The 11,708-nt window shown below is 61.5% G+C and carries 9 protein-coding genes; 4 read left to right on the top strand and 5 right to left on the bottom strand.

Translation table 11 applies throughout. The features are described from left to right. Positions 1 to 24: 24 nt before the first annotated feature. Positions 25 to 816, bottom strand: coding sequence for a 2-keto-4-pentenoate hydratase (locus J7I89_RS21465; RefSeq protein ID WP_214974535.1), 792 nt, complete (start codon positions 814 to 816; stop codon positions 25 to 27). A gap of 94 nt (positions 817 to 910) precedes the next feature. On the opposite strand from J7I89_RS21465, the gene J7I89_RS21460 reads away from it, so the two are divergent. Next, on the top strand, positions 911 to 1,684 hold the full coding sequence (locus tag J7I89_RS21460) for an IclR family transcriptional regulator (RefSeq protein ID WP_214974533.1): 774 nt from the start codon (positions 911 to 913) through the stop codon (positions 1,682 to 1,684). A gap of 134 nt (positions 1,685 to 1,818) precedes the next feature. Here the strand turns inward: J7I89_RS21460 and J7I89_RS21455 are convergent, their stop codons facing one another. Further along, the gene (locus J7I89_RS21455; protein WP_214974531.1) at positions 1,819 to 3,210 is read right to left on the bottom strand and encodes an MFS transporter; all 1,392 of its coding nucleotides are present in this window, start codon (positions 3,208 to 3,210) and stop codon (positions 1,819 to 1,821) included. An 8-nt stretch (positions 3,211 to 3,218) separates the two neighbouring features. Beyond that, the gene (locus tag J7I89_RS21450) at positions 3,219 to 4,190 is read right to left on the bottom strand and encodes a shikimate dehydrogenase (RefSeq protein WP_214974529.1); all 972 of its coding nucleotides are present in this window, start codon (positions 4,188 to 4,190) and stop codon (positions 3,219 to 3,221) included. 804 nt (positions 4,191 to 4,994) lie between these two features. Between J7I89_RS21450 and J7I89_RS21445 the strand changes: the two genes are divergently transcribed. After that, positions 4,995 to 7,115, top strand: coding sequence for a DUF262 domain-containing protein (locus J7I89_RS21445; RefSeq protein ID WP_214974527.1), 2,121 nt, complete (start codon positions 4,995 to 4,997; stop codon positions 7,113 to 7,115). Positions 7,116 to 7,254: 139 nt separating this feature from the next. Here the strand turns inward: J7I89_RS21445 and J7I89_RS21440 are convergent, their stop codons facing one another. Further along, a complete protein-coding gene (locus tag J7I89_RS21440; protein WP_214974521.1) occupies positions 7,255 to 7,815 on the bottom strand; it encodes a hypothetical protein in 561 nt (186 codons plus the stop codon). A gap of 1,502 nt (positions 7,816 to 9,317) precedes the next feature. Further along, the gene (locus J7I89_RS21435) at positions 9,318 to 9,581 is read right to left on the bottom strand and encodes a hypothetical protein (protein WP_214974519.1); all 264 of its coding nucleotides are present in this window, start codon (positions 9,579 to 9,581) and stop codon (positions 9,318 to 9,320) included. 758 nt (positions 9,582 to 10,339) lie between these two features. On the opposite strand from J7I89_RS21435, the gene J7I89_RS21430 reads away from it, so the two are divergent. Then, a complete protein-coding gene (locus tag J7I89_RS21430; RefSeq protein WP_214974517.1) occupies positions 10,340 to 10,810 on the top strand; it encodes a hypothetical protein in 471 nt (156 codons plus the stop codon). 20 nt (positions 10,811 to 10,830) lie between these two features. Continuing rightward, on the top strand, positions 10,831 to 11,142 hold the full coding sequence (locus tag J7I89_RS21425; protein WP_214974515.1) for a hypothetical protein: 312 nt from the start codon (positions 10,831 to 10,833) through the stop codon (positions 11,140 to 11,142). Positions 11,143 to 11,708: the final 566 nt, after the last annotated feature.

The raw sequence follows: 11,708 nt of genomic DNA, 5'->3' as shown, positions 1-11,708 counted from the left end.
TCCTGTGCCTTGGTTTACATAGTGTCAGTTGGCGAAGTTCGCGGTGACTGTGCCCAGTCCCCCGGCGAAGCTGGCCGAGATGGTGTCTCCGGGCACGGCGGCCACGGCGGCCGTCATGGAGCCGGGAAGAATGACGGAGCCTGCCTCGAGGGTGACGCCGAGCGGACCCAGGGTGTTCGCGAGCCAGACGAGCGCGTTCAGCGGTGAGCCGAGTACCGCACCGCCGGCACCGCTGGCGACGAGTTCGCCGTTCCGCGACAGGTTCACTCCGGTGGTCCGCAGGTCCAGGTCCGCCGGGTTCACCGGCCGTGAACCGAGCACCACTCCGCCGGAGGAGGCGTTGTCGGCGATGGTGTCCGCCAGCTTGATCTTCCAGTCGGTGATCCGGGAATCGATGATCTCGAGCGCCCCGACGACGTAGTCGATGGCACTGAGCGCTTCGGCGACGGTGACGCCCGGACCGGTCAGGGACTTTCCGAGGACGAACGCGAACTCCGGTTCCACCTTGGGGCTGATGAAGCGGCCGGCCTTGATCGGCTCCGTGTCGGCGAAGAACATGTCATCCATCAGGTGCCCGAAGTCCGGCTGGTCCACGCCCAGCTGTACCTGCATGGCGCGGGAGGTCAGGCCCACCTTGTGTCCCTTGACGATGCGGCCTTCGACTTTCCAGGCCTGTACCTGTGCAAGCTGGATCCCGTAGGCTCCTTCGACGCCCAGGTCCGGGATGTTTTCCGTCAGGGGCGCTACGCTCTGGCGGGTCCGGTAGGCCTCGAGGAGTGCCTGCGCGGCGTCGTTGTCGGGGGTGCTGCTGGTCATGCCTGTCTCCGTCAGTCGTGTTGCCCGGCCTATGACGGCCGGTGAATGGAACGAACACTTGGAATACTGCCGTTCATTGCCCCATACTCCAAGCATGTGTCCCACTGAACGAAACGTCCCCGAATCCATGATCGGACGGGTCTCGCTGGTCCTGGGTGCCTTCGGCCCGAATGATGAAGATCTTGGCATCTCAGAGATCGCCCGCCGGACAGGGCTGGCCAAGGCGACCGTCTCCCGGATTTCCCGTGAACTTATTGACTATGAGTTCCTAGAACGCCGCGGTACGTCGGTTCGGTTGGGGCTGCGGATTTTTGAAATGGGATCCCTCACCCGCAGGCCCAAGGATCTCCGCAGGCTGGCGCTGGCCACGATGGCTGACCTGCGGCAGGCAACCGGCCACACCGTCCATCTGGCTGTGCGCGAAGGCCGTGAGGTGGTCTACATCGAGATCCTCCGTGGTCGCGACGGCGTTCAATTGCCCTCAAGGGTCGGGGGCCGGATGCCCGCCCACGCAACCGGTGTGGGCAAGGCCCTGCTGGCCTATGCCAATTCCGCCGTCGTGGAGGAAATCCTTTCAAGCCCGCTGGAGCAGATGGGTCCGCGCACGTTCACTTCTGCTAGTGACCTGCGCGTGGAACTGGAATCTGTCCGCACCCACGGGGTGGCATTTGAGCAGGAGGAGTCGGCTGCAGGCGTGTGCTGTGCCGCCGGCGCCATTCTGCGTGAGAACGGTGAGCCGATGGCAGCCATCAGCGTCTCCGGGCCGCTCGGCGTCGTCCAGCTGGAAAGGGTGGGCCCCGCTGTCCAGGCGGCCACTATGGGGCTCAACCGGCTGATCCGGAACAACACGCAGCTGAGCAGGATCTGAGCACCTCCGTTCCGGCTGCCGTTGCCGGCAACGGGCTGAGGCCCCGCCCCGAAACCAGTGTTTCGGGCGGGGCCTCAGCTTGAGGTGTTGCCGGCGGGGCGCCGCAGATGCAGGTGGCGGGAGCGCCGCCGGGATCAGACCGTCTCTTTGACCCGCTCGGTCCGCGCGGCCTTCAGGTCCACCCGGCGGGGGTTCTTCCTGCCAAGGTCCTCCAGCGGGACGTTGTAGGTTTCGCGGCTGAACAGAACGGCCACGACGGTAATTGAGGATGCGACGGCGACGAAGATGGCGATCGGCAGCCATCCCATTTCGCCCTTGAGCACGATGGCGGCCGCGATGGACGGTGCGAAGCCGGTGAGGACCACCCCCAGCTGGGTGGAGACAGCCACACCCGAGTAGCGCACCCTGGCCGCGAACTGCTCCGGGTAGAAGGACGGCCAGATGGCGTTGTAGCAGCTATAGAAGAGGGAGGTGATGGTGAACTGGCCCAGGAAGATCAGCCAGCCGTTGCCCGAGGTCAGCGTGCTCAGCCAGAAGAAGGAGCTAAGCGTGCAGCCGACCGCAGCCGTGATCAGAACCGGCTTGCGGCCAATCCTGTCCGCAAGCATCGCCGCGAGGGGCTGAACGATCAGGGCGCCGAGGTTCGCGCCAATGACTACCCACAGCATGGTGCTGGAAGAGACCACATTGGCGTGCCCGTATTCGGGCTTGGAGGCGTAGGCCACACCGAAGGTTGCCGTGACGGAGCTGACCACACCAACGCTTGTGCAACCGATGACGCGGATGATGTCGCGCCACTGGTCGCGGAACAGTGCCTTGATGGGCATTTTCTCGACCTTGTGGTCTTCTTCAAGGTCGGTGAAGATCGGGGCGTCATCCAGGGTACGGCGGACGACGAAGGCGATGATCACGAGCACGGCGCTGAGCAGGAACGGTACCCGCCAGCCCCAGGTGTACAGCTGTTCCGGCGGGAGGGCGGCGAAGGGAAGGAACACGAGGTTCGCCAGGATCAGGCCGGCCTGGGTCCCGTTCAGGGTCCAGCTGGCGAAGAACGCGCGCCTGCCCATGGGGGCGTGCTCGATGGTCAGCGAGCTTGCACCGCTCTGCTCGCCGGCTGCGGAGAGTCCCTGGCACAGGCGAAGGAAGACGAGGAGCGCCGGCGCCCACACGCCGATGGCGTTATAGTCCGGCAGGACACCGATGAGGAACGTGGACAGGCCCATGAGCAGGAGGCAGAACACCATGACCTTCTTGCGGCCCAGCTTGTCGCCGTAGTGGCCGAGGAAGAACGCGCCGACGGGGCGGGCCACGTAGGCCACGCCAAATGTTGCCAGGGCGAGCAGTGTTCCGGTGGCCGGATCAGCGGCGGTGAAGAACACCTTGTTCAGCACAAGCGTCGCCATAACGCCGTAGATGAAGAAGTCGTAGTACTCCACCATGGAGCCAAGGAATGCGGCGAGGGCGGCCTTGACGGGTGTGGGCGCGTGGCCGGGCGACGGTGCCGGGCCCTTTACGGAGATGGACATGTTGGAGCTCATTTCTCGAGTTCGGAACTGCGGTGTTCGGAGTCAATAAGGGAAAGAAAAATGCGGCGCATGCGCTGTGGATCCGGTTCCAGGCCGGTGAACAGCCGGAATGCCTCGGCGCCTTGGTGGACGCACATGCGTCCTCCGTCCAGCGTCCGGCAGTCGATGGCTTCGGCTCTGGCCAGCAGCTCGGTGCGGAGCGGCCGGTAGACAACGTCGCTGACCCACTGGCTGCTATTGAGAAGACTGACGTCAAATGACGTGCCGGGGTGGGCGTCCATGCCCATGGGTGTGGCGTTGACGACGCCGTCTGCGACACGGATGGCGTCCTGCAGCTGCCCCGCATCTGCCACCTGCACCACCTCCCGCCCCGCTGTCGTGTTTAGAGTTACAGCCAGCAGGTGGGCTCGTTCCGGAAACAGGTCGCTGACTGTCAGCTGTCCTACGCCCGAGCGGACGAGCGCCAACGCCACGGCCGATCCCGCGCCACCGATCCCCACCTGCACCACACGATCGCGGGCTGCATCCCCGAGGCCCTCTTCGAGGCCTTTTTGGAAGCCCCGGTGGTCGGTGTTGTGGCCGGTCATCCGCCCGTCGTCCTCGAAGACTACGGTGTTCACCGAGCGCAGGATCCGGGCGTCATCCGAAACCTCATCCAGCAGCCCGAGGACTGTTTGCTTGTACGGGTGAGTGATGTTCATCCCGTTGAAGCCGAGCAAACGGGCGTGTCGGAGCAAACCCTGCAGGTCCGCCTGGCCGAGTCCCAGGCTGGGCATGTCGATGGGACGGTAGACCAGGCGTAGGCCGTGGAACTCCGCCTCGCGCTCGTGCATCGGTGGACTCAGGGACGGCAGAACCCCGTCTCCGATGAGTCCGATCAGATAAGCCGGTCTGCGCAGATCGCTTATTTGCTGGTCTGCTGCAGCAAGATCGGTCGTCGCTTCCCCCGCGATATCGCGGGCCAGCAGCTCAGACTGCATCAGTGACTCGAACGCCTTGGGTTTGTGTGCTGTTCAGCGATAGCTGTAGGTTTTTTGTTCGCATCCTCGCGACTCCTTCCGTCTGCCGCTGCATGCCTACGCCGCAACGGCCTAAGAGATAGTGACAGGCTTCACAGCGAAACAAGAACCTATCGTTCCAATGAGCGGTACGAAGTCGCAGGGTTCATGGAAAAGGCGTCTGAAAGGCGAGTTGCCGGCGCCGTCCCTCCGGGAAGCAGCTCTATCGGCGTGAAGCCTGCACCCGTAGACAGTGCCTGCCCCACGCGGACCGCGCCCTGGACTGGATCCGGGACTACGGCGACCGTGACGGCGACGGGTTCGTCGAGTACGAGCTGCGCCTCAACGGCCAAAAAAGCCTCTTGACCTGCACTTCCTCTCAACTACAGGTGAATCTGCGTAGCCAACACCCGCCCTTTCTGCCAAAGAGTTCGTACCAGATACCGTTAAAGAGGGAGGTGGGTACACGCTAAGCAGATCTTCAAGGACTGCCAAGGCAGAATTTCCGACGCTGCTGAGTCGCCGCTTGTCCGGGTTTGAGGGCCTTTGGCTAGGAGAAACTTCGGCTCAGATCTCCCCCCGGTGCCCTCACTGAAGAAGTAGCAGTCAGCCGAGAGCGATCGCACTTGAATAGGCACGAGGTCCTTCCTGCGCCGCCAGGACCGCACAACGACCGGGTGTCCGGCTCAGCGATGACTGCTTCGGTCGTCTGCGCCGGTCGACACGGCGGCTCTGATGGTGAATGACTGACCACAATCTTCAGACGCTTACGGCAGGATTACCTTCGTGGAGACTTTCAAGCGAACGCCCCTTCAGCTGTTCAACTTGCCTCAGCACTTCGTGATTCCGCTGTTCCAGCGGCCCTACGTCTGGAAGGAGGATGAGCAGTGGGAGCCGTTGTGGAAAGACATTCGTCGGGTTGCGGAGCTGCGCATCAGTAAGCCGCACCTCGCGCCACAGCACTTTCTGGGAGCAGTCGTGCTCCAGGCGCATGAAGCCGAGAGCGCACGACTTACCACTTGGAATGTCATCGATGGTCAGCAGCGTCTGACAACCCTACAGCTGCTTGCCGACGCGACGTGCGCGATCTTTGCGCAGGCCGGGCTTTCGAAGTATGCCAGTCAGCTCGAAGGCCTGACACACAACTCCGAGAGCTTCATCGAGGAAGATGAAAGCCCGCTCAAGGTTCGGCACCTCAACAATGATCACGATGCCTTTCTCGAAGTGATGACGGTCGAACCACCTGTCGACCACTCTGACCTCAAACACCACGAGTCGCGGATCGTCCATGCACATCGGTATTTCACCACCGCTGTCACCCAATGGCTTGGGAACCCTGGCACAGACGACTTCGCGACGAGGGCCAAAGAACTCGCCCGCGTCCTGCTCGACGATCTGCAGCTCGTTACCATCGAGCTCAAGGCCTCGGAGAACTCACAGGAGATCTTCGAGACGCTCAACGCCCGCGGGACTCCTCTGACGGCGGCGGATCTGATCCGGAACTTTGTGTTCCAGCGGCTTGAAGCTGAAGGCGGAGACACCAAGAAGGCCTACCGCGAGGACTGGCCCTTCGAGGCCAGGTTCTGGACGAAGGAGGTCAGCGTCGGTCGCTACTTCGTGACTCGAAGCTCGCTCTTCTTCAACCAGTGGTTGATCTCTCGCACAGGTGAGGAGATCAGCCCGCAGTCGACGTTCACCAGATTCAAGTCGTACGTCGAGCTCACATCCGGGCACAAGATGGTTGACCTGCTCGCCGTGATCAAGCAGCAAGCTGCGCTATATGAGATGTGGACTGAAGCTTCGCTGAGGCCTGACGGAAACCTCGGAGCTGTAGAGATGGCGTTCCACCGCATGAATGCCGCCGGCATTGAACTTCTCAAGCCGCTCATGCTCTGGCTGTACGAACCCGGCAGGGATCGTCCGCAGCAAGTGATCGATGCCGTGATCGGTGCCGCGGAGAGCTGGGTGATCCGTCGGCAGTTGCTTCGTCTCACGGGCTCCGATCTCGGCCGCATCGTAGCCGAACTCATCCACGCCAACTCCGATGTCGAAGCCAGCGAACTGGTCGAGCGCGTCACCGGGTACCTCGCCCGTCTCAATGTCTCCAGCACGTATTGGCCTGGGGACGACGAGATCAGGGTGGCGCTCAAGGATGAGCCCGCCTACCGCCGCTACCCGCGCCCTCGCCTGCGCATGTTCCTTGAGGCGATCGAGAATCACTACCGCGCCGAAACCAAGCAGGCCCAGGTCGTGCGAGCCGGGCTTCCGATCGAGCACATCCTTCCTCAGATGTGGCAGGAGAACTGGCCGGTTGAGACTCCCGAGGAACAGCAGGATCGTCAAGCTCATGTGCACCGCCTCGGCAACCTGACGCTCCTGACCGGCCCCCTGAATTCGAAGGTCTCCAACGGCCCGTGGTCGGCCAAACGCGACGCGATGCTCAAGCACAACACAATCAGTCTGACCGGGCGCGTGGTCGCGGACACCGAAGGAGAGGCGTGGCGTGAATCGCTCATTGACCACCGGACAGAGGTCCTGGTCGAAGCGCTTCTCAGGGTGTGGCCTGTCCCCAACGGACACAAAGGTCAGGTAGTCGACCCCCAGGCCAAGGCGGAAGATTGGGTCCAGCTAAAGCACCTGATTGCTGCTGGCCTCCTTGCCCCGGGCGACAAGCTCATCGCCACGCACCGCGACTTCAAGGGCGTCGAAGCATTGGTCACGGCGGACGGATCGATCGAGCTTGGTGGCAAGCGTTTCACCGCCCCGTCATCGGCTGGTCACCACCTGCGCAAGAAGGCCACGAACGGCTGGTATTTCTGGGCTGTCGCGGACGGGCGTCGCCTCCGGGACCTTCGTGCACAATTGCAGAGCACGGCAGCTTCAATACCGGCCGACGCAGAGCCCTGAATCGGATGATGAAAATGGTCTTCACCAACTGTGTCAGCGCCGATCCTGCCGAGCAGCCGCCGTCTACGGCCGACCGCAGATGCAAAAAGCCTCAAGAGGCTCCCGGAGGCCGCCTCACTGTTGATTCACGTGGATTCGTTCACCACTCAGGCATGTTTATCGTCCACGGGTGCTCCGGAGGCAGGCCTACTCCCTCTTCAGCGGCCCAATCTTGGTAGTGCTCCGGGAGCAGCACCGGCACTTCGTCCGTCGGCATGTCGAGCAGCTCCCATTTGTCCCTGTAACCCTCGAATGTCTCGACCCAGACAGTGGCCTGATCCGTTGGGGCATTGCGCCTCCCTGGAGGAACGCTCTTGTCGGTGCGCCAATGCATGTGTCCGATCCATGCTGCCGCCGCCACGTGGTCCCTCGGGACGATGAAGGACCGGGGCGCATTGGCCATCGGATCGCGATCGACTAGGATCAGCGCGTACCACTCGTACGTCGACAGCGCTGGCAACTGGTCTTTGTCGCCGAGGTGCCAGCACCCGTTTTCTTTCCTTGTGGCAGTACTCGTCCGGATGACCATCCTGCTTGTCTTGACCTGCACCTCGATGCACGGCCGCTGTCCTTCGGTCTTGACCGCGAGGATGTCGGTCCTCGCGGTCCCGGGCCGGGGGTGAGCGTCACGGCCCAGCCGTACCGAGACAACACCGAGCACACCCAGTGCTCCCCCGCACTCGTGATCTGCATCGTGTCGGCCATGATCTGGAGCGTAGCAGCACGGCCAGCAAGTCAATACCGCAACATCGTCGTCGAGCGCGGATTCAACCAGCTCAAAACTGGCGGGGCCTCGCTATGAGATCCGATAAGACCGCACGCAACTACATGGCTGCCATTCAGCTTGCCGCCTCACGCGCCTGGCTAAGAGCCAGGTTTACGCCTAGGGCGAGAGTCACCGCGACGGGGAACAAACGAACGGCAGCGGAGCGTTGCGTGCCTCATACGTGCGGCCTTCATGTTTGTCCTTCTTGAGAATCACGGCTCGTAAACACAACTCTGCGATCGGCATGCAAACTCCAACGCTCACCTTGACCGACCCCGGTACTCCCCGTGGCGGGTTCCCCGGAAGGCACGAAGGGCGGACGCTCACAGACTAGCCGGAAGATACCGGACCGCCCCCGTTCGGAACAGTGGCCGTCGAACCGTCCGTAATTCGAACGCATTAACGGCCTGACCTCCTAAGGGGTGTTTCCCACAATTCGACGCCAGCCGACGGGGCCGTTGAGCTGAACATAACCGACGGGGCTCACCTTCTGCGCGGTGCATGGACCACCGGAAGGCGGACCGGTGGCAGAATTGCACTGCCTGCTGAGTCGCCGCTTGTCCTTATTTGGCGGCACTTCCAGTTCAGCATCCTGCGGGTCTTCTCGCCCAGCACGCCCTCGGCCATGGTGGACGCTGCCGAAACCCACGTCAAGAAGGCTCGGTTATCGCGCGGGTTTGGTCAAAACTTTGAACTAGCAGCCGCGTCAAGAGCAATGTCAGTTGATGCCCGCGGTGTTCGCCCGCGCGGTGTGCCGAGTCGTATGCGACAGGCGGCAAGGCTGTGTCTGATTCATCGGATGAGGATTCTTGGGCGTGCCGATGGTTCGTCACGTTTCCGGGGAACTTTCCTCACCGCCTGGGAACACTGGCGGAAGCACGCCCGGGCCCCACCACCTACAAAGAGTGATGAAGGTAAAACCAAAAAGTTGAGAGATACCGCGGTCATGAAGTTAAAGTTGCTAGAAATGGCCGCTGACCATCCCCCTGTGATGACGCAGAGAATAGCTCGTCCAACAACCAACCTAAAGGCCGGCCGCGGCTTCCTGTTCACTTGCCAACCCCAAAAGTAGAACCAGATTCTTGGAACACAGTTGCCAAAAGAAACCCCCAGAAAGATAAACTCAGGCGTTGGTTTATGTCAGCAGCTTTGATCATAAGATCCTGCGCCGATTACCCTGTGGAGAGCGGCATATGCGCGTCTCCTGCTAAAAGACCACAGAAACGATAAACATTATTAGCATCGTGGCTTCGATAAGAATATCCGAAGGGATTAGCATAACCCCGAGGGTAAGGATTGGGCTATAGGTATTGGCTTTGCTGGTACGTGAAACGACTACAGCCACTAATCCTGAAATTATGGTATCAGAGGCATAAAGAATACATCGGAATATCTAATCACTCGGGACGTTCCCGGACTCCAAGTTCTATCAGCATGTCGATGTACTGCTTTACGGCCTGTACTCGCTCAGGGCTTTCTAGCGTAATAGTCGTCACGCCCTCTTTTGTAAGTCCGGTAATACTTCCGTTTTCCTGACCATCCACTTCTGAATAGAATGCGTTCACAGCCTCCTGTGGAAGATCATCAAGAAAGCACTTCTCTTCCTGAGTGAGAAGCTGGTTAATACGCTTGGGCTGGTTGCTGCTAAAGTTTAGTGCCATAATATTTCCTAACTGTTTTTCTGTTACGCGCATCCATGTTAGACGCCCGTATATTCTCTTACATACTGTAACCACAGACGGTCAATAACTGCCCGGTCTCTATGGGAGTGTTGACGGATCCACGGGCACCTGGGACGCCTTGGCCGCCGCGAGCCAGACCCACCAGCATGACGCCGAGCAAGGTACAGTCGGGATTTTCACAGTTCCTCCGGGATCACGGGTGTACCAAAGAACAATGTCAGGTCGTTGTTGAGGCAGCCGCACGAAGCGCGCGGTCCCCCATCATGATCACAGAGTCGGCAGGCTGGATGGAAGGTACCGGGGGAATCCTTGAGCAACCCTGCGCAGCCAAGGGAAAAACTCGCGCAATCTTTGGCCGGAACGCGCGGGATGTGACCCTGTTGGTTGGGAACGGTAGAGATCGCCTCGTGCCCGTTAGTGCTAACGGGACGCTCCAGGCCAACGGTCACCTGTCTGACGATCACAGGAACGATTCCTGAGCCGGCCCCCGGGTTCTACCGTGCCGGGCGGGGCATTCTACGAACCCAAATGGGATGCGCATGACAACCTCCAGGCGGCAACAATCGACACGGGCCGTGAACTGCCGGCATGCGTCGCCGCCTTCGACGTCCTCTGATCTTTGCGGGGGATGTGCAGGTGAGCGGCCAGCGCTTTGGACGACGTGCCCGATAGGACACTGGAACGTCCGACAATCCGGAGCCGGTCGTTGACCGGATGGTGACGGTCTGGACGAACTCGTGGTCCTGACGCATTCCGGAACGACGAATCGCCGCAACGCTGCATGGGTCCTTGACCGTGACGCTGCCGGGGTATGGAGCCACCTGAGTCCTATCCCCGGACACCCCCTGGAAGCGGATCTGGAATGGACGCCCGGCGGGCGAGTGCCGGCGTTCTCCGTAACCGCGGCGGATGTGGACGGCGACGGGCGGGATGAGCTGGTCTTCTCCAAGGGTGAAGCCAACGGTATCTGGGTTCTCGATTACGACCCGGATGATCGGTCTTGGCGGCATCTGGGTCCGGTGGTTCCGCCGGCCGCCGGCCGGGACATCGTCCTGGCCGCTTATCAGGCGCTGCTACTGCATGCCGGAACCTCCTATGCCCAGTTACGTCAGGCAAGATCCGCGGCAGCAGCGGACCGCCGATCCCTGGCTGACCGACTCGGCATGAGCATCGACGGTGGCCGCCCGGATGCCTGGATGAGCTGCTGATTGACCCGGCCGCTGCGGACATGGAACAGCTTGAGTACCAGTTCGGATTTGCGTCCACCCGCCGCGACCCCCTCAGCCAGGGGACAGTCAGCGGCATCGACAGCAACCGGGTCCGACGCTGGAAACTCGGTGGTGCCCGCCGGTCAGCGGACCCCGTCTGTGCGAACACGAATGCGGACGGGCCGGTTCACCTGCGCGTCTACAACTCGCCCAACCAGGCCCCAGTGGGGCTTACCGTGGATGGAGAGTCAGAGCAGGCGGTTGCAAAGGCCTTTGAAACAGGGATTGTCCCGCCTCTGCTCCAGATCGGCTCCGGTTCAAAACGCTCCTGACAAGGCGATTTCGCGATGAGCAACACAAGGGGCCAGTCTGGCCGCTAAGCATCCTCACCCTCGGTTTCGATCACTGGGGGCGGGATCAGGCAGACCTCCCAGCGCCTGTATGGGTGCACGGGGTTGACTTCTCCCACCGGAAGCCACTTCAGCGGGATGGTCGGTGGAAAGGTGACACCTTGAATGAGAGCGGAAACAGGCATGGTTTGCTGGCTGGGCCTTCACCTTGGCAACCTGTTGCGCCATTCTCGGCTCCAGCGCTGGCTCCGGGATCTGTGCAGCCAGCCCACTGTCGTTGTCCTGGACGAACCAACGATGAACGCCGTTGGGATAGCAGACGAGGACGATCTCCGCGTTCTCCGCATTTCCGATGAGTCTCCCCACTCTAATACGGTCAATTTCTTTGTTCCAGCGTCGGAAATAGATGCCGGGGTCAGGAGGCAGGTATGCCTCGTCCGCCCTGAGGATAGCCCGGAATGCATTCGCCTTTCCGCGGCGATCGAGGCCCCGCGGACCGAGGAAGATCTGAGTGGTCGCTGGGTAACGCCGCATATTGGCTACAAGCC

It is taken from the genome of Arthrobacter sp. ISL-5, assembly GCF_018613835.1.
GTDB lineage: Bacteria > Actinomycetota > Actinomycetes > Actinomycetales > Micrococcaceae > Arthrobacter.
This window is presented reverse-complemented; position numbering and strand designations above follow the sequence as displayed.

Coding starts and splice junctions, on each gene's coding strand:
- J7I89_RS21465 (WP_214974535.1), bottom strand. CDS start 816: ATGACCAGCAGCACCCCCGACAACGACGCCGCGCAGGCACTCCTCGAG.
- J7I89_RS21460 (WP_214974533.1), top strand. CDS start 911: ATGTGTCCCACTGAACGAAACGTCCCCGAATCCATGATCGGACGGGTC.
- J7I89_RS21455 (WP_214974531.1), bottom strand. CDS start 3,210: ATGTCCATCTCCGTAAAGGGCCCGGCACCGTCGCCCGGCCACGCGCCC.
- J7I89_RS21450 (WP_214974529.1), bottom strand. CDS start 4,190: ATGCAGTCTGAGCTGCTGGCCCGCGATATCGCGGGGGAAGCGACGACC.
- J7I89_RS21435 (WP_214974519.1), bottom strand. CDS start 9,581: ATGGCACTAAACTTTAGCAGCAACCAGCCCAAGCGTATTAACCAGCTT.
- J7I89_RS21425 (WP_214974515.1), top strand. CDS start 10,831: ATGGAACAGCTTGAGTACCAGTTCGGATTTGCGTCCACCCGCCGCGAC.